The organism is Mucilaginibacter ginsenosidivorax (assembly GCF_007971525.1).
GTDB classification, from domain to species: Bacteria; Bacteroidota; Bacteroidia; order Sphingobacteriales; family Sphingobacteriaceae; genus Mucilaginibacter; species Mucilaginibacter ginsenosidivorax.
The window spans coordinates 4,763,751-4,788,473 of sequence record NZ_CP042437.1 but is presented as its reverse complement, the minus strand read 5'-3'; the positions used below and the strand labels follow the sequence as shown (position 1 = coordinate 4,788,473).

Below are 24,723 nucleotides of genomic sequence, written 5' to 3'. Positions count from 1 at the left end.
GCCCTACCTTCCGGGGAGGGTTGGGAGGGGCTCTTTTTTCAACACTCAACTCCGCGAACTTGTTTTTTAATAACTTTGTATTTCTACAGATTTTGTTGAAACGGATTTACTTATGCCAGATTTTTCTCACTTACACGTCCATACCCAGTTCTCGTTACTTGATGGTGCTGCCGACATCTCTAAACTTTACAAAAAGGCTGCAGCTGATGGAATGAAAGCCCTGGCCATTACCGATCATGGTAACATGTTTGGTGTATTTAAGTTTGTGGCCGAAGCTGGTAAACACAATGTAAAACCCATTGTTGGCTGCGAGTTTTATGTGGTAGAAGACAGACATAAAAAAACCTTTACCAAGGACAAGAAAGATATTCGCCGCCATCAGCTGATGCTGGCCAAAAATCCCGAAGGCTATAAAAACCTGGTTAAGCTATGTTCATACGGCTACATGGAAGGTTTGTACAGCAAATGGCCCCGTATTGATAAAGAATTGATTTTAAAACATCACAAAGGCATCATTGCTACTACCTGCTGCATTGGCGCATCGGTACCCCAGGCCATATTAAGAGATACACCCGAAGCGGCCGAAGCCGAGTTTAAATGGTGGCTTGATTTGTTTGGCGAAGATTTTTACATCGAACTGCAACGCCACGATATTCCCGACCAAAATACAGTGAACAAAGTGTTGCTGGAGTACGCCAAAAAGTATAATGTAAAGGTAATTTGCTCCAACGATTCGCATTATGTAGATCAGCAGGACTCCAATGCGCATGATATTTTACTTTGCGTGAATACAGGCGACATGCAAAGCACGCCTATTGCTACAGACGAGGAAGGCGGCCGGGGCTATCGTTTCGGCTTCCCTAACGACCAGTTTTACTTTAAAACACAACAGGAAATGAGCCACCTGTTTAAAGATCTGCCCGAATCATTGGATAACACCAACGAGATTGTAGATAAAGTAGAGGTTTTAAAGCTGAAGCGGGATATTTTATTACCCAACTACGTTATTCCTGATGAATTTAAAATTCACAATACCGGCGATGCGGATACGCTGAACCAGTGGGAATACCTGAAGCACCTTACTTTTATGGGTGCCAAAGAACGTTATATAGATATATCGCCCGAAACTGAGGAGCGCATTAACTTTGAGTTGTTCACCATCAGAACGATGGGTTTTGCCGGCTACTTTTTAATTGTGGCCGACTTTATAAAAGCCGGCCGCGATATGGGTGTATTCATAGGCCCTGGCCGCGGTTCGGCAGCCGGGTCGGTGGTAGCCTATTGTACCGGGATCACCAACATCGACCCAATGAAGTACAATCTCCTGTTTGAGAGGTTCCTGAATCCCGACCGTAAATCGATGCCCGATATCGATACGGATTTTGACGATGCAGGCCGCCAAAAGGTTATTGATTATGTGGTAGATAAGTATGGTAAAAACCAGGTGGCGCAAATTATCACCTATGGATCGATGGCTGCCCGTACCAGTATACAGGATGTGGGCCGGGTGTTGGATATGCCATTATCCGAAATGAACTTAATTAAAAAGCTGGTACCCGATACCCTGGGCATAACCCTTAAAGATGCCATTGAACAGGTACCCGAGCTTAAAGAAATATTAAATGGCAACGACCTGCGCAGCCAGGTACTGCGCGAAGCTGCCAAGCTGGAAGGCTCGGTGCGTAATACCGGCGTACACGCGGCGGGCATCATCATCGCCCCTTATGATTTAACTGACATTGTTCCGGTAGCCGTTGCCAAAGACTCCGATCTGCTGGTTACCCAGTACGATGGCCGGGTAATTGAAGATGCGGGCGTAATTAAGATGGACTTTTTGGGCCTTAAAACCCTTACCATTATTAAAGATGCGCTGCGGATGATCAGGCTAAATCATGGTGTACACATCGATATTGATTATATCCCGCTTGATGATTTGCAAACTTATGAGCTTTACCAGCGCGGTGATACCAATGGTACTTTCCAGTTTGAAAGTGATGGTATGCAAATGTACCTGCGCGAGCTTAAACCCGATAAGTTTGAGGATTTAATTGCCATGAACGCCCTGTACCGTCCGGGCCCTATTGAGTACATACCTAACTTTATTGCCCGTAAACACGGCCGGGAGCCTATTGTGTTCGATTTGCCCGACATGGAGGAATACCTGGGCGAAACCTATGGTATTACCGTATACCAGGAGCAGGTGATGCTTTTATCGCAAAAGCTGGCAGGCTTTAGTAAAGGCGATGCCGACGTTTTACGCAAGGCGATGGGTAAAAAACAAATTGAGGTGCTTAATAAGATGGAAGCCCAGTTTATGGATGGCGCCATAGCCAAAGGCCACCCCAAAGATAAACTCACCAAAATATGGACTGACTGGAAGGCTTTTGCGCAGTACGCTTTCAATAAATCGCACTCTACCTGTTATGCTTTTGTGGCCTACCAAACGGCTTATTTAAAGGCGCACTATCCATCCGAGTATATGGCAGCGGTTTTAAACAACCAGAACAACATGGAAAAGATTACCTTTTTTATGGAGGAGTGCCGCCGGATGGGTGTAGAGGTTTTAGGCCCGGATATCAATGAATCGGACATGGCATTTGCGGTAAACCGTAAGGGGCAGGTGCGTTTCGGGTTAACCGGTGTTAAGGGTGTGGGTGATAAAGCGGTGGAGAGTATTATTGACGAACGTGTTGCCAACGGCCCTTACACATCTGTTTATGATTTTGCACGCCGGTCGAACACCCGCAGTGTAAACCGCAAATCATACGAGAACCTGGTTTACGGAGGAGCCTTTGATGAATTTGGCTATAACCGCGCCCAGTTTTTTGCCAAAACAGATGTTGGTGTGCTAACAGGTATTGAACGCCTTACCAAATATGCCAATGATTATCAGAATGTACAAAGCAGTTCACAATCATCATTATTTGGTGGTTCGGTTGCATCATATGTACCTGAACCGGCCATGCCCGAGGCTGAAGAATGGCCATTGATAGAGAAGCTGAAATACGAGAAAACGGTGATCGGTATTTACCTTACCGGCCACCCGCTGGATAACTATAAGGTAGAACTTGACCGCTTTTGCAACAGCACCATCAGCGATTTGAAACTGATGCAAAAAGCACGCTCGGGCGAAGGTGGCGAAGAGATCATAGGAGCCTTTAACGAGTTACGTAAACGCGGCGAGATCCGCATAGGCGGGCTTGTAAGCAGCGTTCAGCATAAAATAACCAAAACAGGTAAGCCATTTGGCACTTTCGTGTTGGAGGATTACAATGAATCATACGAGTTTGCCTTGTTTGGTGATGATTATGTAAAATTCCGCAACATGATGATGGATGGTTATTTTTTACATATTAAAGGTACCATCGAAGAAAAATTCCGCCAAAAAGATAACTGGGACCTGCGCATCCTGGTGATGGATTTGCTGTCCGAAATGCGCGATAAGCTCACCAAATCATTAACTGTTTGTATAGACGTAAGCATGCTCAGCAGTAAATTACTTGACGATATACAACACATCATAGACGAAAACAACCAGAAGTACCCGGTAAAAAACTGCAAACTGCGCTTCAAGATCAACAACCGCGAAGAGGCCATGCATGTGGAACTATCATCCAAAAACTTTAAAGTAAACCCAAGCGATGATTTAATTGAGGGGATATTTAACATTACAAATACGCAGCCGTTGTTGGGGTGATGAACAACAACGTATATAGCAGTAAAGACTAATTGTTAGCATCTGTTCCATCCCTTGTTAAAAACTTACAGTCACCACAACGTTACGTGGATAACTTATATTAATATAATTGTCACATTGTCAGGTGCGGTTTGTGGCAAGCTATTTGAATAGTATATATTTGTACAACAAAATTTAAAAAATAGAAATCATGGCTTTAGAAATAACTGATGCAAACTTTGACGAACTTGTCCTGAAATCAGACAAACCCGTACTACTTGACTTTTGGGCAGAATGGTGTGGTCCGTGTAGAATGGTTGGCCCGGTAGTTGAAGATATTGCAAAAGAATACGAAGGCAGAGCTATTGTTGGTAAAGTTGATGTCGATAACAACCCAGGTATATCTGTAAAATTCGGCATCCGTAATATCCCTGCTTTATTGTTCTTCAAAAATGGCGAAATTGTAGATAAACAAATTGGTGCAGTTCCAAAATCAGTATTAACTGATAAATTAGCTAAACAATTAGCTTAATCCGTACAGGCATAAATTAAGTTTATCAATAACTTAATCCACCATATTTTACTTTAAAAAGCGTTGCTAATGTTGGCAACGCTTTTTTTATGCCCTATATTAGCCCTATGCCCAAATTAAACGACGATCAGCAAATACGGCAGTTAGCCAACCTTGAACTGTTGGCCCGCCAGGTGGTTGAAGGTTTTATAACCGGCCTGCACCAAAGCCCTTTCCATGGCTTTTCGGTGGAGTTTGCCGAGCATCGCTTATACAACAACGGCGAATCGGTGAAAAATATTGATTGGAAATTGCTGGCCCGTACCGATAAGCTGTTTGTAAAACAATTTGAGGAAGAAACCAACCTGCGCTGCTACCTGCTGTTGGATACATCGTCGTCCATGAATTTCCCGGAAAAAGGGACCAGTAAGCTCCAGTTTTCTGTATATGCTATTGCATCATTAATGCATTTGTTTAAAAAACAAAGGGATGCATTTGGGCTTTGCCTTTTTTCGGACAAGGTAGACTGGTTGAGTTCGGCAAAGTCAACCACAACACACCTGTTTCATTTATACGCCGAACTGGAGAAGGCGTATAATAATCCAAAAAACAATACAGTTACCAACATAACGCAGGTATTACACCATATAGCCAACGAGATCCACCAGCGTTCGATGGTCATTATTTTTAGCGATATGCTGGAGAACAGCCTTAACCCCGATAAAGTGCAAGCCTTGTTCGCGGCCGTTCAGCACCTGAAGTTCAGCAAACATGAGGTAATTATTTTTAACGTTAGCGATAAGCAAAAAGAAATCGACTTTAATTTTGACAATCGCCCTCACCATTTTATCGACATAGAAAGTGGTGCCGAAATAAAGGTGCATCCTGGCAAAGTACGTGATGCGTACAAAGCATCCTTAACCGAATACCGGCATCAGCTTGAACTTAAATGTGCCCAATACCATATTGATTTGGTTGATGTAGATATTAATGAAGGTTACCATGATGTGCTAAAAACCTACCTGGCCAAAAGAAATAAAATGGTGTAGCTAAGCGGCTATTAAATTGGGGTTAGGCACATTGAAGATAAGCGTAACCGTAGTGCCCTCGCCTTTTACCGAATTTATTTGAACCTTAATATCATGAAAAGTGGTAATACTTTTAACTATGGCCAGGCCTAAACCGTAACTTTCCTTTTCGTCGGTATCCAGCTTTTCGAAACGGTTGAAGGCATTTTCAATTTGCTTTTTGTCCATACCCGTTCCGGTATCAGAGATGATTACTTTGTAAATTCCCTCTTTTAGTTCATCGCTAATAATTATTGCCCCACCTGCATTATTATACTTTATGGCGTTATTAATTAAATTAAACAGCAAAGTATGCATCAGGGGCCTGTTACCTTTAATGGTATATATATATTTAAGGTTGTTTGAAAAAGTTAACTGCCGCTCTTCTATCCTATCTTCCAGCTCTTCCTGAATTTCCATTACTACGGCTGCTATCATTACCATATCTGCTTTATCGTATTGATTGTTTTCGACTTTCGATATCAGCAGTAAACTATTGATAATAGATTTAAGCCGGTTAAGCGTTTTTAACGATGCATGCATCTTGTTTTCACTCCCCTCGCTTAGCTCCTCGTGCAGTAAAATATTCTCGAGCCTTGAGCTGATAATGGATATGGGGGTAAGCAATTCGTGCGATACGTTAGCGATAAATTGTTTTTCGAGGATAAACAGGTTCGATATTTTCTTCATGAGCGAACTGATGCTATCGTCCAAAAGCTCAAAATCCTGTGTGGTGGTTTTTATTTTTTGGTAATCAAAGTTCATCGGATCATTCACCTTGATCAGCTTACGGTCAATGATCTTGTAAAACGGGGCCAGCAAAAATTTGGTAAAAACCAAATCGCTTATCAGCGTTAATACCAGGGCTATCACCAAAACCACGATAGTGAATTTTTTAATGATAGATTTTAATTCCTCAACCGATTCTATCGCTACGCCGATATGTAAAATATAGGTATGGCCATTAAAATTTAACCGGTGTGTTAAAATGCGGTAGGTTTGGGTGTACTTATCAAAATCGCGGGTTTCGGTAGTAAATTTAACTTCCCTGGTAATCTCGGGGTTGTATTTGGTTTGGGTAATAGTAATAAACTCCTCCTTCAAAATATTATAGTCGGTGTAGGCTTTTTTATCCCCTAATATACTACTTATTTCACTGGAAGAAAGGTTTTTAAGCGTTTGCTCCTTATCATTTTCAAGCCGTAGCTCAATGTGGTTATAAGAAATTTTTTCTATCGAAAGCAGGATGAGCAAACCCGTAAACAGGATGATAGCTACTTTGGTTAAAGTATTATAAAGGGCCAGCTTTACCTGTAGTTTCATTGTTTAAATGTTAATACGGTAACCTATGCTGCGTACCGTTTCAAACCAGTCAATAGGAATGTATTGCGATAGTTTTTTGCGCAGGTTTTTTACATGAACATCTACAAAGTTCGAGTCGCTGTTTATTTCCAAAACATCACCCCAAACGTGCTCGGTAAGATTGGTGCGCGATATTACGCGGTTTTTATTAAGCACCAGGTAGTTAAAAATTTCAAACTCCTTTTTTGTAAGGTTTATCCGTTCGTCGTTAAACATTACTGTGCGGTTTTGGATATTTACTTTAAGGCCTTTTATGTTTATGTCATTACTTTCCAGCCGATGTTTACGGCGGGTAATAGCGTGCATGCGGGCCAGCAATTCGCTTAACGAAAATGGCTTGGCCAGGTAATCATCCGCGCCCTGCTCCAGTCCCGACACCCTGTCGTCAACAGCCCCGCGGGCGGTCAGGATAATAACGGCATCATCACGCTTATCAAGCCCTTTCAGCATTTTTAACAGGTCGAACCCATCGCCATCAGGCAATCCGAGATCAAGCAGTATAAAATCGTAATTATTAACAAAAATCTTTTCCTCTGCCGATTTTTTAGTCCGCGCATGTTCAACCGTAAACCCTTCGTGACTTAAAAATTCATCAACCTCAAGAGCAAGGCCCTTTTCGTCTTCAACAATCAAAACATTCATAAGTGCGCAATTTAGTAAAATAGAATCAAGAGTAAAAAAGTCAGAACCAAGAGTCAAGAATCAAGAGCCAAGACAAAATTTATATTTAATTGGATTACATAAATCAATGCTGTCTTAACTCTTGATCCTTGATTCACTTTTTAAAAAATGTCAGAATCAAGAGCCAAATTTATATTTAATTGGGTTACATAAATCAATGCTATCTTAACTCTTGATTCTTGACTCTTGATTCTTGACTCTCTTTTCTCAAAATAGCTAAATCAATTTGTGCTTAACGGTGTTACAAAATAAACGCTACTATTGTATACATATGAGACTTTCCATTGAACGAAAACCAATAAGAGTTAACCCCGATCCTAAACGCGTTATTGCCAGATTTTTTTTTAATGGGAACGATCGTGCAAAAGAAGTAATTGAGCGCGTTATGCTAATAAGCGAGGATGTAGCCTTTGGCATCGTATCGCCGCTATTGCAGGAGTACTCCAAACGGCACCGGAATATAACCCGTGTTTTAAACCGGCATTGCAGTAAATTGAAGCCGCTTTTTTTGGAGTTAAATATCGATTATGATACCTTAACCATTAACCGCAAGCTACTTATAGGGTCTTATTTTACACACGAGTACTCCATTGAGTCGGCAGCTTTTTTCAATCCCTCTATTGTGGAAGACCCGGACCAAACCGAACTGGAAGATGGACAACGCAGGGTAATTATCAGTTTCAGGGCTGTGGGCGAAGGGCATATCTCATCCATCACCTTTCGCAGGGGAATGATAGATAAAGATAATAACATTACCATTTTACCAGCCGGCAGCTATATTGATGAAGCTGAAATTGTAAGGAATGCAGTGTACAATAAAAAGCTGTTTTTTGATAAAGCCGCTATTACGCAAATCAATATCGATATTTTACACGAACTGGAGTCCAAGCTCGATCATCATTTTGAATATGCCAACCTGCGCCGCATTATTATCGATTCGCAAAAATTACAGGAAAGCGATATGATGAAACTGGAGTACGACAAGGTATTGTGGCTGGCCGATTCGTACTACGAAATAGTTTTTTCGCTGGACACCGATATTTCCGACAGGGTAATATTCCCTATATCGGAGTATGAGCGCAAGGGTATTGAAGATGCCCGTTTTGTGCAATTCAGAAATGATGACGATACTTCTGTTTATTACGCTACATACACCGCATATGATGGCGCGCTTATAATGCCTAAACTGTTGCAAACCACCGATTTTTATAATTTTAAAATAATGCCGTTATACGGCGCTGGCGCCCAAAATAAAAACCTGGCGCTGTTTCCGCGCAAGGTGAACGGCAAGTTTGTAATGATTTCGCGTATTGATGGCTGCAACAATTACATCATGTATGCCGATAAGATAAATATATGGGAAAAGCCGATTATGCTGCAGCAACCCCGCTTTAGCTGGGAGTTTGTACAAATAGGCAACTGCGGATCGCCGATTGAAACCAAAGATGGCTGGCTGATGATAACCCACGGTGTAGGCCCTATGCGCCGCTATGTGTTAGGTGCAAGTTTATTAAAACTGGACGACCCGGCCATTGAAATAGGCCGCCTGCGCGAGCCCTTGCTTATCCCCAACAGCGATGAGCGCGAAGGCTATGTGCCTAATGTACTATATTCATGCGGAGCAATTGTTCATAACGAAAAGCTTATTATCCCTTACGGGGTATCCGATTCATCAACCGCCTTTGCCGAAGTTGGCTTACAGGAATTATTAGATAAATTGAAGAACGATCAAAGCGAATAATACTGCTTTTGTTATCAGCTTAAATAATATTAATTTAACCGCTTAAATAAAGCGATGTTAAGTGGTTATTATTAAAAGGATTAATGGACAACTGGCCAATAGGCTGCACTTTTTGTCGTACTTTATAGCCAACAGCAAGGCTTACAACTATTCATTGCTTGTAACCTGTTTTCCGGAGTATTACAACTGGTTTACACCTGTAGGCGATGAAGCGCTAAGGGTAACCTTTACAAAAACTGGGGTAGAGCAGAAAGCTTTAAACAAAATTTTAAATAAACTTCATGCCCTCACATTAAAATTTAAGATAAAATTGCCGGGGGTTACATTCCATTCTATAACCGGAAACGACCTTACACTTTCGCAATATGACTTAAACCAGCCCGGGTTCATTAAATTAGCACAGCAGCAGGTTGTAATACCCGAGGGCTGGGTTTACCGGGACTACGTTAATTTTAAAAAATACCTGCCGCAAATTAAAAATTTGTTTTCGCCTAAACAGGAATTCAGGGATGCGATAGAACAGGAAGTTAACCGGGCACGTAACATGGGCGATATCCTGATTGGTGTACACATCAGGCGCGGCGATTATATTGATTTTAACGGCGGCAAATGGTTTTACAGCAACGAGGTATACATCAACAAAATGCGCGAAACCGAGAAGCTTTTTTCAGGGAAGCGGTGTGTGTTTATAATTTGCTCGCAGGAAAGGCTGGACGCCAACGAATTTAGCGATTTCAAAACTGTAATTGCCGAACGGCCGGCTATAGTCGACTTATATTTACTTGCCGAATGCAACTATATTTTCGGCCCGCCAAGCACGTTTACTGGCTGGGCATCATTGTACAACACCGTACCGGCTTACTACATGGAATCGGCCGACGAAAAGATAACCATCAATTCTTTTAAGGAGTTTTTTGATTAGCAACCCTTATCGCCATGTGGTACTGATTCTTTTAAGCGTAAACTTTTCAAAAATCCCGACAGCAATTTCTTTGTGATCACCCTTTTCTGATTTACGCACGTAATTAGTTAAATTCAGGAGCTTTAACTGCGATGTATTATTGTTACCGCTGATGTTGAGGTTGGCATACATCGTTTTTAAAACTATGGTATCTGCATCTTTTACCCGCTCATAATCAATAAGCATGGCCAACGTATCTCTTTTGTTTTTAATTAAAGATGAACTGTAATAGAAAATACTGCTGCTGCGGTCAAAATCCACCCTCGCGGTGTCTTTATAAAGCGCGCCGTAACTGCGCTTATTATTATCCTTAACGTATTGGTTAAATTCATGAACATACTCCAGTTGCAGGGCGTTAATCCTGGAAACCAATTCCCTTTTAGAAAAATCGAAGGTGTAAACTTTATTGATATCATTAAACCTGGTATAGGCGCCCGGAGGCATGCTGGTAGCTATAAAGGATATTAACGAAAACAACATCAACATATTAAGAATTATGGGTTTAAAGTGATATACTGCAGGCTTGTTAAACTGATAAAAAGACACCGGTAAAATAAGCAGGGCTATATAATCGGTATAATCAATTGTACGGTAAATTGGTACGCCGGCACCATTTAATGCATCGATAACAGGCTGTATTAAGGGCGATTTCCAAACTACAAAAAACAGCAACGTAAAAAAGTAAACCAGCTTAATTTTCCGTGGAAATAAAGCGCTCAACAAAAACGGGAAAGCAAACAATCCGGCAAAATCCGAAAGTTTGCCCGTTAAACCGTTATGGAACGTTTGTTTAAAATACCAATCGTTTACAATAAGTAACAAAACCGCGGCTATAAATACCGGGTTACTTAATTTGTGCCTTTCCATTGCTAAAGTCTAATTAACAGCAAGTTATAATAATTAATTCAGTAGTTTATGAAGCTTTTCAAACTTCTTTTAAGCTAATCTCACGCTATTGTACAGGCAATCGCTTTTAAAGATTTGACATCGAAATATAGGTAGCCCCTAACGGGGCAAGGATTTTTTCCTTTTAGTTTCTACAAATATGTAGCCTCTACGAGGCATATCAGCATGGTTTTTTGCCTCGTAGAGGCTACATATTTGTAGAAATATTCCATCTAATCTTTATTTGCATCGTAGAGGCTACCTGTTTGTAGAAAAATATTGCAACCTTTTTTGCTCCTTAGGAACTACCTTTCTTCAGGACCAACTTTTAAGAGCGATTTTCATGCGCTATTGTATAAACGTTTGTTAAAACGGTATTAGTTGCCTATAAATCCGGCCCTATTTCTTCTCCCTTTCGGTCGCTAACACACAACATACTGTCCTAAATAACAAGCATATTGTTGGGCGTAAAATCCCTGTTTTTTATCATCGGTATATAAAAAAGGTTACTGCTATTTAATAGGGCTGGTAATTGAAAATGTTTCAAAAAAAATGAAGAATGGCATCTCCATTGATATAAATAATTTAGTATATTTAATTGGTATAATGAACGTTACAAATTATTATATGATAAAAAACTTATAAAGCCATGGACCATTTCAGAGAAATAAAAAACAGCTTAACCTGGCACAATGAGGGCAAATTTGAAGTTGAGCTGATTAACGGTATTATTACCAAACTTAACTTTTGCGAGCCGGGTAAGGGCCCCGAAGATGTAGGCAAGTGTCTTACATCAACCAACTATAAATATTTACAGTCGGTTTATTCATGCCTCGGCGACCTGTTCACTTTTATTGAGGAAGAAAACAAAAGGTTGGGCTACAGCTATGCACGTACAAGCGATGTTTTGCCACAACAGCAACAAGAAGTTACAGGAAACGCCTACCCGCTGCTTGGTGAAACCAAAATAAGGCCGTTAAATGATTACGCCAACCAACCGGAATCGGGCAATTCATCCCAGGCAAATGAATTGATAAGGGATGCCGGGTGATAGCTGCCTGCAAAAAGCTGATTGCTTTTTTGGTGTTGTGTGATACTTAAAGTATCGCATTGGCTTTTTTATGTGTTTTTCTTTGTTATTTGCCCAGTATCTTCTCATATAGCTTTAAATAGTCGGCCACCATTTTATCTGCCGAAAATTGCGAGCTCGCCCAGTTACAGCAGTCTATTCTATTAAGCTCGGCTAACCTGCCCACTGCTTCAACAGCCTCATCAACATTATTAACTAAAAATCCGGTTTGGGCGTGTTTAATTAACTCTGGCATCGATCCCTTGTTAAATGCTATCACGGGCGTTCCGCAAAGCATCGCTTCGGCCACGCTCATGCCAAAGGGCTCATTAAAACTGATGGGGTGCAGCAGGGCGGCGGCATTGCCCAACAACTCTTTACGCTTATCGGGGCCGGCATGGCCAATGTATTGTATTTGGCCCGATAAATAAGGTTCAACCCGTTCACGGTAATAATTCCCATCCTGTATAATACCTGCAATTAACAGCTTCCGTTTGCTTTTTTGGGCTATCTCAATAGCCTCGGCAGTTCCTTTATCAGGATGGATGCGGCCAAAGTATAAAAGGTAATCTCCCGGCTGCTCGTAAAACTCAAAATCGCGGGTATCCAATCCATTATAAACCGTACCCAGGTAATCCAGATGGGGACTACGATCTGAATTACTAATGGACACATAATGCCCTATATGGTTATATTTTTTATAAACCGGGATAATTTTCTGCGACGAAAAGCCATGTATCGTAGTGATAACAGGCGTGTTAATCAGCCCGGAATAACTGAGCGGCAAAAAATCGAAATTATTATGGATAATATCAAACCCGGCCGCTTTTTCCATCAGGTTGCTAATGTGCAGGCACTCCAACACTTTGGCATCCTGGCTCCGGTCTTCCTCGTACCCGGTGGCACAAACAGCATCCAGCTTTCCGGCAGTTATCGAATCGCCGGTGGCAAACAGCGTTACATCAATACCCAACTTTACCAGTCCCTCGGCAATGTTAGATGAAATTTGTTCCCACGGGCCGTAATGCCTGGGCGGTGTGCGCCAGGCTACGGGGGCTAAAACAGCTACCTTCATTTAGCAGATTTCCAGTTTCTGGCCGTATTTGTTATACTCGTACTCCAGTTCAAAAGCTTTCAATACCGTTAAATGCGATATCAGGTACGCCAGTGTACTTTCGGCTCCCTGGTTACGGTTAATACCGCCGGGCAGCAAGCCATCGCAGCAACCCTTTGTTTCGTGGTCGTAAAGAGGTGCACGCAGGGTATTTTCGCCCAGGAACCATTTGTAACTCAAAAACATTTTCTCTACATATTGTGGCACCCTAAAAATCTGGTAAGCCTGGAAATGCATCAGCACCATAGCCATGGTTTCAATAGCTTGCTGATCGAACGTTGGAAAAGTACCGCCACGGTAATACCAGCCATCATTACCAACCGGGCTTAAGTAACCGTTTGATAGCGTGAGCTTATCTAAAAACGCCATCGATGCCAGGGCAATCCTTTTAGCATCCTCGTTGCCGGTTATTTCACAGGAGTGTAACAAAGCCAGCGGAAGTATGGCATTATCGTAGGTCATTTTCTCCTCAAACCATTGCCAATCTTCTGATTGCGTTTTTTCAAAAGCATCAATGAGGGGCTGGGTTAAATCGTTTAGTATTTTAATCATCCCATCATCTGTGGGTACGGCCTGCAGGTAAAGGCTTATACCAATAATGGTGTTGCCTATTCCCCTCAAATGTTTCAAACTTGTAAAATGCGGTACCGATTTATGAAAAATCTCTAAAGCAAATTCACGGTATGAGTTACTTGCCGCGCAGCCTATCAAATGGCCTAACGACCATATGGTGCGCCCAAACGAATCTTCTGATCCTACTTCATCCAGGTAGCGCCTGTCAAAACTCAAAAAGTTGCGGAAGTTACCATCATCCGTCTGCATATAGTGAATATAGCTAAGGTATATAGGCAGCAATTCAAAAGCCTCCTTGCTGCCGCTGCGCTGGTAAGCCATTAAGGCCATGATAAGTGCGCGGGCGTTATCATCAAGGCAGTACCCCTCTTTTAAGTTGGGGATGCCGTATTTGGCGTGTTGCACAATGCCAGTATCATCGGTCAGGCGCAAAACGTGCGTGAGGCTGAATTTTGGCAATATCTCGGGGTCGACAATACTGTTTTTTAATATCTTATCACTAAAATCAAAACGGGCCGTAGCTTCCTGGGCCACTTTTATAAATTCGGCACCAATTACCGGCCAGCGCAGGTGCAGGCCATATTGGTAGGCATTCTCCTTCAGTTCCTGCAAAACTCTGTCCTGGTCAAGCAGCTCAATTACGGTATCGGCAAGCGCATCTGAATTTTTGAAATCGAATAGCCGGCCCCGGCCATCGGCCAACAACTCGGTAGCGTGCCAGTAAGGTGTAGATACTACAGCAGCACCAGCGCCAACAGCATAAGATAAAGTGCCACTGGTAATTTGTGCCTCGTTAAGGTATGGTGTTACATAAATATCACAGGCGGTAAGGTAATCTACCAATTCCTCTTCGGATACAAACTTATTGATAAAGGATAGATTTTTGGATACCCCCAACTGCGTTGCAAGCGATTTCAGGTGATCGCGATACTCCTCTCCCGAATTTTTTATAACACCCGGATGGGTGTTACCCAGTACTACGTACATTACATCGGGGTGTTTTTCAACAATTTTTGGTAAAGCCCTAACCACGGTTTCCAGCCCTTTATTACGGCTTATCAGCCCGAAAGTGAGCATTACCCTGCGATTTTTAAACGAACTAAGCGCTTTAACCGGGTTTTCTTCCGGTGCTTCTACATCGGGCACGCCATGTTCTATAATCTGTATCTTATCAGCAGGAATTTCATAAATAGTGGTTAAAAACTCCACAGCACGCTGGCTCATCACGATGATCTTTGACGATTGTTCGGCAATCTCGCGGATGATGATGCGCTGAACATAGCTGGGGTCTTTTAATATGGTATGTAATATTGATATCAGTGGTTTTTCCAGCCGGTTTATCAACGGTAATATATAAATACCACTCTCGCCGCCGTAAATGCCAAATTCATGCTCCATAATGCAAACATCCGCCGCGCTGGTATTGATGTAGTTGGCAGCACGGATATAGTCTTTTTGATGATTTTGACGGATAACATATTTCACTTCGTCCGGGTATTCGTATTCGTGCACATCTTCAGAATCATTAAGCGCTACCACGAAACCGCCCTGCAGTAATGACTTCCTGTCGGGATAATTTGCGCTGATAGCGTGCATTAAATTGTGGTTGAATGTGGCTAAGCCGCACTCGCGGGGAGGGTAAGTTGATATGTAGGCGATTTTCATAATTCGATAGCGTGTTAAAACTTGTAGTTGTGTGCATAAACAGCGATAGCAAGCCGGCTGTTTAATTTGTGACCATAAAAAAGTGCATTAATGTTCTTATTTCCCTGTTTAAAGGCCTTTACAGCATTTTTTTATATGATTATTCTATAAATGCATAAACCATACCAGTTTAATTCAAACAAAATATTATGAGGTATTATTCAATATTCGTTACATAAAAGTTACCAAAGGCTGTATAGGAATCTGCTTATTAAATTTAATTATAAGCCGGCCGCTTGTTCACCGTACCTTAAAAGGCCGCAGGCAACAGGGCGCTTTCGTTATAAATTTTAATGCAACTTACACACACCAAACTATAACCCAACCCACCTTTTTACAACACACCTTTCACACACTTTTATCCCGCCTTTGCGGCCAAACAAACAGTAGATAATTAACTTATGATGTAATTTAAAAGCGAAAACCTGTTTACAAAAAATGTAAAAAAGCCAATATGATATCAGGAAGACTTAGTAACAAGAAGAACATCTTCTCTGTTTCCCTACTGTGCAGAACCTTTACAACAAATATACTCAAAAATTGGGCGCAACAATAACTTATAGCCCGCCCCGGGGCTTTTTTCTTAACGGGTCAGTTAGTATAATGCCCTATTGCTTCTATAATCACCGCGCAGGCCTTTTCTATCTCGCGGGGCTGGATAATGAGTGGTGGTGCCAGCCGCATGGAGTTGCTGCAATGTAAAAACCAATCGGTTATTACACCGTTTTGAATACAACGGTCTATTATTTTCTTATTCAGGTCAAAGTTTTCCAGTTCAACGGCCAGCATCAGGCCTTTGCCGCGCACCGCTTTAATGGCCGGGTGTACCAGTAGCTTACGGAACAGGGCTTCTTTTTGGGCTACTCCAGGCACAAGGTTGTCATTAATCAATACATCCAATGCTGCCAGGCCTGCCGCGCAGCACACCGGGTGGCCCCCAAACGTGGTTATATGGCCCAGGATAGGGTTATCTTTTAACGCAGCCATAATTGGAGTTGATGCAATAAACGCACCTATCGGCATACCGCCGCCCAGCGCTTTGGCCAGCAACAAAATATCGGGTACTATGCCAAAGTGCTCAAAAGCAAACAACTTTCCGGTACGCCCAAATGCAGCCTGAATTTCATCTAAAATCAACAATGCACCCGTTTCATCGCAACGCTTGCGCAAAGCTTGCATATAGCTGCTATCTGGTACCCGCACACCAGCTTCGCCCTGCACGGTTTCCATAATAACGCATGCGGTTTTGTTGGTTATTAATTGCAGGTCATCGGTATTGTTAAAATTGATGAAACCTACCCCGGGTAGCAATGGGCGATACGCTTGCTTAAACTCCTCATTACCCATTACGCTTAAAGCGCCGTGGGTGCTGCCATGGTACGAATTGTGGCAGGCGATGATCTGTTGCCTGCCGCTAAATCGTTTAGCTAACTTCAACGCGCCCTCCACCGCCTCGGCGCCCGAATTGGTAAAATATACCGATTGCAAACTATCAGGTAATAATGATACCAGTTTATGTGCAAACATTACCTGCGGTGTTTGCACAAACTCGCCATAAACCATCAGGTGCATGTATTTATCAACCTGCTGTTTAATGGCCTCCTTTACATAAGGGTTGCCATGCCCAAGGCTGCTTACCCCAATACCCGATATCAGGTCAATAAACGCCCTGCCCGATGCATCGTACATATAAATACCCTCGGCGCGCTCAAACTCCAGCAATAAAGGAAAGCCGGTAGTTTGCGCGTTATTAGCCAAAAAAAGCTGACGGAGAGTAGACATGTGAAAGTTGTATGTTATAAGTTGTAAGTTGTATGTATAGAACAGCACAAAGATAATTGTTAATGCCGCAAAATGATCGTTTTTCAAAAATCAGGAATTATGCGTTCTCAATCGCGGTAAGGTTAAACAGGCTCAAATATTTTGATGGCCTGAATTGCGCTATACGTCAGTTTTCATGTTAACCATGATAAAACACAAACTATTGATTACAAAGTAAATATAAAATAAATATCTGAAATGTGTTAAGTTATGTTAACCCAATTTTATGCATTGCCGTGCAGCTTTTAACGTTTAAAATTTAGAGTTTAGATTTTAGCATTACCTTTGTGTTTACTTAGCGGTCATCTAAACAAAACACCGTCATTGCGAGGTACGAAGCAATCCCAAACTATTCGGGCGGATTTGCAATTCGGAGATTGCTTCGTACCTCGCAATGACGGTCGAATCAAATCAATTGAATAGCTGCTAAGGATTTTAAAAAACTATGAAAGATCACCTGCGGCATCCTGTATTTTCTGTTATCTCAAAACTTGCTGCGCAGCATAATGTACAGGTGTATGCTATTGGTGGTTTTGTGCGTGATATTTTTTTGGACCGCCCGTCAAAAGATATAGATATTGTAATTATAGGTAACGGGATTGATTTTGCCGAGGCCGTGGGTGCAAAGCTGAAGGTAAAAGTTGCTGTTTATAAAAACTTTGGCACTGCATCGCTCAAATACCAGGACCTGGAGGTTGAGTTTGTGGGCGCCCGCAAAGAATCGTACCGCCGCGACTCGCGTAAGCCTATTGTTGAAAATGGGACGTTGGAAGACGATCAAAAACGCCGCGACCTTACCATCAACGCGTTGGCCATATCCCTTAACCCGGAAACTTTTGGCCAACTGCTTGACCCATTTGGCGGCATTACCGATTTACAAAACAAACTGATCCGCACACCGCTAAACCCGGTGGAAACTTTCTCTGACGACCCTTTGCGCATGATGCGTGCCATCAGGTTTGCATCGCAGCTTAATTTCAGGATAGACGACGAGGCCGTTACTGCTATAAAAAACAATGTAGATAGGATTGCCATTATATCGCAGGAGCGTATAACTGACGAACTGAATAAGATCATCCTATCTAAAGTCCCTTCCATTGGGTTCAATTATTTGTTTGATACCGGCTTATTGCATAAAATATTCCCGTTGATGGCCGGCCTTTACGGTGTTGATTATATTGACGGCAAAGGCCACAAGGATAATTTTTACCATACCCTACAGGTGCTTGATAACATTTGCGAAACCACCGACGACCTTTGGCTACGCTGGGCCGCTATTTTACACGATATTGCCAAGCCCGCCACCAAGCGCTTTGAACCCGGCCACGGCTGGACATTTCATGGCCATGAAGACCGCGGCGCGCGCATGGTGCCTAAAATATTCGCCCAGTTAAAATTGCCCCTTAACGAAAAAATGAAACAGGTGCAAAAACTGGTACAGCTGCATTTAAGGCCCATAGTGCTCTCGCAATCTATTGTGACAGATTCGGCAGTGCGGCGCTTGCTTTTTGAAGCGGGAGATGACATCGAAGGGCTAATGTTGTTGTGTAAAGCAGACATCACCACAAAAAACGAATACAAGGTTAAAAAATACCGTAACAATTTTGAGCTTGTTCAACAAAAATTAAAAGATGTTGAAGAACGCGATAGCATCCGTAACTGGCAGCCGCCGGTTACCGGGCTGGATATTATGGAGCTTTTTGGCATAAAAGAAGGCCGCGAGGTAGGAATTATCAAAAATCAGATACGCGAAGCTATCCTGGAAGGCGAAATTCCGAACGAACGGGAAGCTGCCATCAGCTATACAATTGCCAAAGGTTTAGAAATTGGCTTAAAAGTTGTGGCAAGCTGAAATTGAATTAAAACACTATTTTTGTCCCCATTAAAAATTTACTAACAAAATGGCACTATACAGGTTCAGGGTTACTTTCGAAGATTATGATGATGTGATGCGTGAAATTGATGTAAAATCGAATCAGACATTCGAAGATTTACACCGCGCAATACACCAGTCAACCGGTTATAATCCCGAATTCCCATCGTCTTTTTATATCAGTAACGACCAGTGGATGAAAGGCGAAGAAATTACCTATTTGCCAAATCAAAAAAGAAAAGATCGTGGCATTTCGCTCATGACCAATGTAAAGCTACTGAGCTTTATTGACGATCCGCATCAAAAATTTTATTATACGTTTAACTTCGACCGTCCTTTTGATTTTCATGTCGAGCTGATGAAAATTATTCTTGACGAAACACCAGGAACAACCTACCCCGCAGTTATAAAATCAGTTGGCGAGGCGCCAAAACAATTTGGCAATGTATTTACGCCTGCTGCAACAGCTGCCGCACCGGATGAAGATTTTGACTTTTTAAATGAAATGGCCTATAACCCGGAAGATGCCGAAGATTTTTCGGAGGTAACCGACATTGACGCCGACCTTCCCGAGGAAAAAGCTGCCGAAGACGAAGAAGACGACGAATTTGGTAACGAATTTGCCGACGATGAAGGCTTTGACGATGACGACAAACCACATCGTGGTGGGGGTGATGATTATTAAGGACGATCTCAGCACCATGATTGCGAGGATTTAGCAGGTAATACCTAAAAAGAGGATAACGTCTTGGCTTCAGATGCTCATAGCAACTATGTCATTGCGAGCGAAGCGTGGCAATCGCGTCGCGTTCATGGCGAATTTGCATAGTTCGCGATTGCTTCGTTCCTCGCAATGACATATTTTATTTAAACATGCCTCATTTACCTACAAAAACCCTCATTGTAATTGCCGGCCCTACAGCCACTGGCAAAACGGCGGCGGCTATTGAGGTGGCAAAGCACTTCAATACGGTGGTAGTATCGGCCGATTCGAGGCAGTTTTTCAGAGAAATGAGCATTGGTACGGCTAAACCAAGCGCCGAAGAATTATCACAGGTAAAACATTATTTTATTGATTCCCATTCTATAACCGAGCCCTTTTCGGTAGGTGATTTTGAGAGGGAATGCCTTGTATTGCTCGACGAGCTTTTTAAAAAGCATGACTATGTCGTTTTGGCAGGTGGCTCGGGTCTGTACATTAAAGCTATTTGCGAAGGCTTTGATGATTTGCCAACTGCCGATCCGGCTATCCGCGAACAATTGAACCTTGAGCTGGAAGAAAAAGGGCTTAATTATTTGCAGGAGAAGTTAAAACTGGCCGACCCGGTTTACTATAACCAGGTTGACCTGGGTAATCCGCAACGCATTATCAGGGCGCTGGAAGTTTTTGAAAGCACCGGCAACCCCATTTCATCCTATAGGCAGGCAGCTGTTAATAAGCGCCCGTTCCACATCATCAAACTGGCCCTTAATATGCCACGCGAGTTATTGTACCAACGCATTAACTACAGGGTTGATATTATGTTACAGCAAGGCTTATTACCCGAGGTAACGTCATTGCTCCCCTATCGTCATTTAAACGCCCTGAACACGGTAGGTTATTCCGAAATTTTCGATTACATAGATGGTAATACTACGCTTGACAAAGCGGTTGAAATGATAAAGCAAAACACCCGCCGGTTTGCCAAAAGGCAACTCACCTGGTTTCGCAAGGATCAACAGTTTATTTGGTTTGATGCCGGAGCACCGGATTTAATCGAAAAAATGATTGAAACGGTTGAAAAAACTTCTTAAAAATTCAATCAGTTACTTCAGCGTTGTATAACCCGGTCAAAATCCATTTAATACCCTCAACATTAGTATAAAATTGCTAATATTGCAGTTTAAATGCTAAGTACTACAATTTAGGTGGATTTAGCGGGTTTTTAAATTAGCATGCACAAATATTATCTTACCCATCTGCAGGAATTAGAATCGGAAGCCATTTACGTAATAAGGGAAGTGGTTGCCCAGTTTGATCGCCCTGCAATACTGTTTTCGGGCGGTAAAGACTCCATTGTTGTTACTCACCTGGCTCAAAAGGCTTTTTGGCCCGCCAAAATACCTATGCCGCTTATCCACATAGACACCGGTCATAATTTCCCCGAAACTATGGAATTCAGGGACCAGCTGGTTGAGAGGCTGGGTGTACAATTAATCGTAGGCTCGGTTCAGGAAGCCATCAACAAAGGCCGCGCGGTTGAAGAAAGCGGCATTAACGCCAGCCGGAACGAATTACAAATTGTATCGTTATTAGATACCATCGAACATCATAAAATTGATGCTGCTATTGGCGGTGCCCGCCGCGATGAAGAAAAAGCACGTTCAAAAGAACGCTTTTTTTCGCACCGCGATGAGTTTGGCCAGTGGGACCCAAAAAATCAACGGCCGGAGTTGTGGAATATTTTTAACGGACGCAAGCGCATGGGCGAACATTTCAGGGTATTCCCAATCAGCAACTGGACAGAGATGGATATCTGGAATTACATCCTGCAGGAAAACATTGCTATCCCTTCGCTATACTTTGCACATAACCGTAATGCGGTTTACCGCGACGGCACCTGGTTGCCGGCATCGGAGTTCTTATCTCTGCGCGACGGCGAATTTGTAGAGAATAAACTGATGCGTTTCCGTACCCTTGGCGATATAACGATTACCGGTGGCATTGAATCGGACGCAGATACGCTGGAGAAAATTGTTGCCGAAGTATCGGCCACGCGCAGCACAGAGCGTGGTAATCGCAGCGACGACAAACGCTCGGATACATCAATGGAAGACAGGAAAAAACAAGGCTATTTTTAAATTGAATTAACAGGCTTTTTGGCCAACAATATACTACGCCAACCTGGCAACAGGCCATACGTACCTCATTATTATGGAACTATTACGTTTTACAACCGCCGGCAGTGTAGATGATGGAAAAAGCACCCTCATAGGGCGGTTACTATACGACTCCAAATCTATTTTTGAAGACCAGATGGAGGCCGTAAAACAATCGAGCGAAAGGAAAGGCTTGCAGCACATCGATCTTTCGCTGCTTACGGATGGCCTGCGATCTGAAAGGGAACAAGGTATCACCATTGACGTTGCTTACCGCTATTTTGCCACGCCAAAACGTAAATTTATTATTGCCGATACCCCCGGCCATATTCAATACACCCGTAACATGGTTACCGGGGCCTCAACAGCTAACTTAGCCCTGGTACTTATAGACGCCCGCAAAGGTGTTGTTGAACAAACCTGCCGTCACTCTTTTATCGCGTCGCTGTTAAAAATCCCTCACATCATCGTTTGCATCAACAAAATGGATCTGGTTGATTACTCGGAGGAAGTATTTAATAATGTAGTTGAGCAATACAAAGCTTTTGCTGCCAAAATAGATGTTAATGACATCCGTTTTGTGCCTATCAGCGCGCTTGAAGGCGACAATGTAGTTAACGATTCGGTTAACATGCCATGGTACAAAGGCGAAAGTTTGCTGCACACGTTAGAAACCATTCATATTGCGAGTGATGAAAACCATGCCGATGCGCGTTTCCCGGTACAAACCGTGATTCGCCCGCATGCTGCCGAATATCATGATTATCGCGGCTATGCAGGCCGTATTGCTGGTGGCATATTTAAACCCGGTGATAAAATAACGGTATTGCCTTCGGGATTAACATCGGCTATTAAATCAATCGATACATTTTCAGGACCTGTTGAAGAAGCTTTCGCGCCAATGTCGGTATCTATTACCCTGGAGGATGACATTGATGTAAGTCGTGGCGATATGATTGTTAAAGATGAAAGCGAACCATTTGTAAGCCAGGACCTGGAAGTAATGCTTTGCTGGATGGGTCCCCGTGGCCCGCGTCCGGGCGCCAAATATCATCTTAAAAATACTACCCGCGAGGTGATGGCCATTATAAAAGAAGTTTATTACAAGCTTGACATTAACACCATGGAAAAGCTTGAAAATGCAGGGGATATTAAAATGAACGAGATGGCCCGTGTACGCCTGCGCACCACCCAGCCACTTGTTTTTGATGAATACCGCAAAAACCGTATTACCGGCTCATTAATTTTGGTTGACGAAGCCACCAATGAAACCGTGGCCGCCGGAACGCTGGCGCCCCCCGCCCTGTAATTGCGGATGTACAGATTTCAGATGTGCAGATTTTAAATTTCAGATGATAAGAACAGGGTCCGGCTTCTTTTGAAACCGGACCCTGTTAGCTTAACAAGCTATTATTTTATCATTTGAAATCACTGTTGTCCGGGGAAATTTATAAACACAGAAAAAACCGGCTCCCAATTAAATAAAGGCAGTTTTAAGTGGTAATTCAAAAATCAAGGCCCTTTAGAAAAGCGTAGCCGCAGTTGGTTCAGGCGGCTTGTAGTTTAACAAGGCTTTCTCTGGGTCAAAAAGGAAAGCCATCAGGTTGATATAGGTCATCAGGTGATGCTTGACCATAGCTGCTAAGTTAGCGTAAGACCATTTCCGTTTACCGGCTTTGTTGACTTGGGAAAGGACGATCTGGACAAGGAGGTCGCATATCAGCATAGACCAGACCTGTATTTGGATAGCATTGACATTATCCCCCAAAAAGTACCTCAACGGGTATCGCTGCTTGATGCGTTTGAACAGTAATTCTATCTGCCACCGTTTTTTATACAAAGCAGCGATCTGTTCGGGCGCAAGAGTGGGCTCGTTGGTAATGAACGCGAGCTCTTTCTGGGTGGCAGGGTCCTTAAAAACGACCCTGCGGGCCCGGATAAGGGATACTTTGCGCCTGTTGCTATGCCGTCCAAGCAGCAGGGACTGGTCAGCTATTACCCCCTGTTCGGATGAATAGGTAGAAACAGGGGATTCGGACAACAACTGGTAGTTTGCATCATTCTTCTGCCGGGTAACCCAGGCAATGCCCTGTGCGCCCCACGCCTCGAATTGTTTATAATTGGTATAAGCCCGGTCAAAGACGACTATAGAGCCTGGCGGTACCTGTACTTCCTGCAGGAATACAAGGTCGTGGTGCCTGGCTTCCGTAAGTAAGGTAAAACAGGGCAAATTATGTTCCGCATCGATCATTACGTGGGCTTTTATCCCGCCTTTCCTTTTGCCATTGCTTTTCGACATACCTGCACCGCCCATAATATTCGAGAAAAGGGAGATCGTGGTCGAATCGATAATGAAAAGCTTCTTAAGCGAAGGGCGGCTGTCCGGTAAACTTCCGTAGAAATATCTGTACAGTTGATGATAGGCCGCCGCGAAGAAATCAGCCGGGCGCCTGCTATTGGCATCCGACAGCGTGCTCCTGCGTGGGGTATTGGTCAACCCCAGATGGAGAAGCCTGCTTCGGTTCGCCTGTAACCCCGTAACCAATTCACGCAGGGAAAGGCATTGGAAAAAGCCTTGGTAGAGCATCGTGACCAAGTGGTCGTAACTCATGAATGACTTACAATACCTATCGGCAGAATACTTTTGGCTTTGCTTTGAAACAATATGGCGGGGGATCAAACTAAGCAATTGTGCGAATACCGGCTGTCCGCTAAAAAAATTATCTTTGGGCATAAAGAATAGTTTGGTGTGGTAACTAAAGCTACTCTTTTAAAAGGAGGTTATGCCTCCTTTTTTATTTCCCCGGACAACAGTGATTTCAAATG

General features: G+C 42.9%; 18 protein-coding genes. 11 read left to right on the top strand and 7 right to left on the bottom strand.

What is annotated here, in order from left to right:
• The first annotated feature begins 112 nt into the window (after positions 1–112).
• From dnaE to FSB76_RS20020, 3 genes are all read left to right on the top strand, one after another.
• A complete protein-coding gene (gene dnaE / locus FSB76_RS20030; protein WP_147056441.1) occupies positions 113–3,697 on the top strand; it encodes a DNA polymerase III subunit alpha in 3,585 nt (1,194 codons plus the stop codon).
• A 190-nt stretch (positions 3,698–3,887) separates the two neighbouring features.
• Positions 3,888–4,208, top strand: coding sequence for a thioredoxin (trxA, locus tag FSB76_RS20025; RefSeq protein ID WP_147056439.1), 321 nt, complete (start codon positions 3,888–3,890; stop codon positions 4,206–4,208).
• Positions 4,209–4,315: 107 nt separating this feature from the next.
• Positions 4,316–5,236: a DUF58 domain-containing protein gene (locus tag FSB76_RS20020; protein ID WP_147056437.1), complete on the top strand. Its 921-nt coding sequence runs from the start codon at positions 4,316–4,318 to the stop codon at positions 5,234–5,236.
• Here FSB76_RS20020 and FSB76_RS20015 read toward each other — a convergent pair whose 3' ends face one another.
• Both FSB76_RS20015 and FSB76_RS20010 read right to left on the bottom strand, forming a co-directional pair.
• Positions 5,237–6,577 carry a sensor histidine kinase gene (locus FSB76_RS20015; RefSeq protein ID WP_147056435.1) on the bottom strand — a complete coding sequence of 447 codons (1,341 nt, stop codon included), beginning with the start codon at positions 6,575–6,577 and terminating at the stop codon, positions 5,237–5,239. It abuts the gene before it with no gap.
• 3 nt (positions 6,578–6,580) lie between these two features.
• Positions 6,581–7,258, bottom strand: coding sequence for a response regulator transcription factor (locus FSB76_RS20010; RefSeq protein ID WP_147056433.1), 678 nt, complete (start codon positions 7,256–7,258; stop codon positions 6,581–6,583).
• Between the two features lie 310 nt (positions 7,259–7,568).
• Here FSB76_RS20010 and FSB76_RS20005 point away from each other — a divergent pair, with 310 nt between their 5' ends.
• Together FSB76_RS20005 and FSB76_RS20000 are read left to right on the top strand one after the other, a co-directional pair.
• On the top strand, positions 7,569–9,038 hold the full coding sequence (locus tag FSB76_RS20005) for a glycoside hydrolase family 130 protein (RefSeq protein WP_147056431.1): 1,470 nt from the start codon (positions 7,569–7,571) through the stop codon (positions 9,036–9,038).
• A 61-nt stretch (positions 9,039–9,099) separates the two neighbouring features.
• The gene (locus tag FSB76_RS20000; protein WP_147056429.1) at positions 9,100–9,960 is read left to right on the top strand and encodes an alpha-1,2-fucosyltransferase; all 861 of its coding nucleotides are present in this window, start codon (positions 9,100–9,102) and stop codon (positions 9,958–9,960) included.
• A gap of 6 nt (positions 9,961–9,966) precedes the next feature.
• On the opposite strand, the gene FSB76_RS19995 is transcribed toward FSB76_RS20000, so the two are convergent.
• Positions 9,967–10,866: a hypothetical protein gene (locus tag FSB76_RS19995; RefSeq protein WP_147056427.1), complete on the bottom strand. Its 900-nt coding sequence runs from the start codon at positions 10,864–10,866 to the stop codon at positions 9,967–9,969.
• A 667-nt stretch (positions 10,867–11,533) separates the two neighbouring features.
• On the opposite strand from FSB76_RS19995, the gene FSB76_RS19990 reads away from it, so the two are divergent.
• Positions 11,534–11,935 (top strand): hypothetical protein, encoded by a 402-nt coding sequence (locus tag FSB76_RS19990; protein WP_147056425.1) that lies wholly within the window; start codon positions 11,534–11,536, stop codon positions 11,933–11,935.
• Between the two features lie 85 nt (positions 11,936–12,020).
• Here the strand turns inward: FSB76_RS19990 and FSB76_RS19985 are convergent, their stop codons facing one another.
• The 3 genes from FSB76_RS19985 to FSB76_RS19975 all read right to left on the bottom strand — a co-directional run bounded on the left by FSB76_RS19985 (position 12,021) and on the right by FSB76_RS19975 (position 17,126).
• Positions 12,021–13,028 (bottom strand): glycosyltransferase family 4 protein, encoded by a 1,008-nt coding sequence (locus FSB76_RS19985; RefSeq protein ID WP_147056423.1) that lies wholly within the window; start codon positions 13,026–13,028, stop codon positions 12,021–12,023.
• Positions 13,029–15,305 carry a glycosyltransferase family 4 protein gene (locus FSB76_RS19980; RefSeq protein ID WP_147056421.1) on the bottom strand — a complete coding sequence of 759 codons (2,277 nt, stop codon included), beginning with the start codon at positions 15,303–15,305 and terminating at the stop codon, positions 13,029–13,031.
• 630 nt (positions 15,306–15,935) lie between these two features.
• Positions 15,936–17,126 carry an aspartate aminotransferase family protein gene (locus FSB76_RS19975; RefSeq protein ID WP_147056419.1) on the bottom strand — a complete coding sequence of 397 codons (1,191 nt, stop codon included), beginning with the start codon at positions 17,124–17,126 and terminating at the stop codon, positions 15,936–15,938.
• Positions 17,127–17,610: 484 nt separating this feature from the next.
• On the opposite strand from FSB76_RS19975, the gene FSB76_RS19970 reads away from it, so the two are divergent.
• The 5 genes from FSB76_RS19970 (at position 17,611) to cysN (ending at position 23,206) form a co-directional block, all read left to right on the top strand.
• Positions 17,611–19,017 (top strand): CCA tRNA nucleotidyltransferase, encoded by a 1,407-nt coding sequence (locus FSB76_RS19970; RefSeq protein ID WP_147056416.1) that lies wholly within the window; start codon positions 17,611–17,613, stop codon positions 19,015–19,017.
• 49 nt (positions 19,018–19,066) lie between these two features.
• Entirely contained in the window at positions 19,067–19,723 is a 657-nt protein-coding gene (locus FSB76_RS19965; RefSeq protein ID WP_147056414.1) for an IS1096 element passenger TnpR family protein, read from the top strand.
• Positions 19,724–19,911: 188 nt separating this feature from the next.
• Positions 19,912–20,832: a tRNA (adenosine(37)-N6)-dimethylallyltransferase MiaA gene (miaA, locus tag FSB76_RS19960; RefSeq protein ID WP_147056412.1), complete on the top strand. Its 921-nt coding sequence runs from the start codon at positions 19,912–19,914 to the stop codon at positions 20,830–20,832.
• 141 nt (positions 20,833–20,973) lie between these two features.
• Positions 20,974–21,879 carry a sulfate adenylyltransferase subunit CysD gene (cysD, locus tag FSB76_RS19955; protein WP_147056411.1) on the top strand — a complete coding sequence of 302 codons (906 nt, stop codon included), beginning with the start codon at positions 20,974–20,976 and terminating at the stop codon, positions 21,877–21,879.
• Positions 21,880–21,952: 73 nt separating this feature from the next.
• The gene (cysN, locus tag FSB76_RS19950) at positions 21,953–23,206 is read left to right on the top strand and encodes a sulfate adenylyltransferase subunit CysN (RefSeq protein ID WP_147056409.1); all 1,254 of its coding nucleotides are present in this window, start codon (positions 21,953–21,955) and stop codon (positions 23,204–23,206) included.
• Positions 23,207–23,419: 213 nt separating this feature from the next.
• Here the strand turns inward: cysN and FSB76_RS19945 are convergent, their stop codons facing one another.
• Positions 23,420–24,631, bottom strand: coding sequence for an IS4 family transposase (locus FSB76_RS19945; protein ID WP_147052667.1), 1,212 nt, complete (start codon positions 24,629–24,631; stop codon positions 23,420–23,422).
• Positions 24,632–24,723: the final 92 nt, after the last annotated feature.

What these genes read in the sequence shown, in the direction of transcription:
- FSB76_RS19980 (WP_147056421.1), bottom strand. Translation starts at nt 15,305, where the DNA reads ATGAAAATCGCCTACATATCAACTTACCCTCCCCGCGAGTGCGGCTTA.
- FSB76_RS20020 (WP_147056437.1), top strand. Translation starts at nt 4,316, where the DNA reads ATGCCCAAATTAAACGACGATCAGCAAATACGGCAGTTAGCCAACCTT.
- FSB76_RS20015 (WP_147056435.1), bottom strand. Translation starts at nt 6,577, where the DNA reads ATGAAACTACAGGTAAAGCTGGCCCTTTATAATACTTTAACCAAAGTA.
- miaA (WP_147056412.1), top strand. Translation starts at nt 19,912, where the DNA reads ATGCCTCATTTACCTACAAAAACCCTCATTGTAATTGCCGGCCCTACA.
- FSB76_RS19975 (WP_147056419.1), bottom strand. Translation starts at nt 17,126, where the DNA reads ATGTCTACTCTCCGTCAGCTTTTTTTGGCTAATAACGCGCAAACTACC.
- FSB76_RS20005 (WP_147056431.1), top strand. Translation starts at nt 7,569, where the DNA reads ATGAGACTTTCCATTGAACGAAAACCAATAAGAGTTAACCCCGATCCT.
- cysN (WP_147056409.1), top strand. Translation starts at nt 21,953, where the DNA reads ATGGAACTATTACGTTTTACAACCGCCGGCAGTGTAGATGATGGAAAA.
- FSB76_RS19965 (WP_147056414.1), top strand. Translation starts at nt 19,067, where the DNA reads ATGGCACTATACAGGTTCAGGGTTACTTTCGAAGATTATGATGATGTG.
- trxA (WP_147056439.1), top strand. Translation starts at nt 3,888, where the DNA reads ATGGCTTTAGAAATAACTGATGCAAACTTTGACGAACTTGTCCTGAAA.
- dnaE (WP_147056441.1), top strand. Translation starts at nt 113, where the DNA reads ATGCCAGATTTTTCTCACTTACACGTCCATACCCAGTTCTCGTTACTT.
- FSB76_RS19995 (WP_147056427.1), bottom strand. Translation starts at nt 10,866, where the DNA reads ATGGAAAGGCACAAATTAAGTAACCCGGTATTTATAGCCGCGGTTTTG.
- FSB76_RS19985 (WP_147056423.1), bottom strand. Translation starts at nt 13,028, where the DNA reads ATGAAGGTAGCTGTTTTAGCCCCCGTAGCCTGGCGCACACCGCCCAGG.
- cysD (WP_147056411.1), top strand. Translation starts at nt 20,974, where the DNA reads ATGCACAAATATTATCTTACCCATCTGCAGGAATTAGAATCGGAAGCC.
- FSB76_RS20010 (WP_147056433.1), bottom strand. Translation starts at nt 7,258, where the DNA reads ATGAATGTTTTGATTGTTGAAGACGAAAAGGGCCTTGCTCTTGAGGTT.
- FSB76_RS19945 (WP_147052667.1), bottom strand. Translation starts at nt 24,631, where the DNA reads ATGCCCAAAGATAATTTTTTTAGCGGACAGCCGGTATTCGCACAATTG.
- FSB76_RS19990 (WP_147056425.1), top strand. Translation starts at nt 11,534, where the DNA reads ATGGACCATTTCAGAGAAATAAAAAACAGCTTAACCTGGCACAATGAG.
- FSB76_RS19970 (WP_147056416.1), top strand. Translation starts at nt 17,611, where the DNA reads ATGAAAGATCACCTGCGGCATCCTGTATTTTCTGTTATCTCAAAACTT.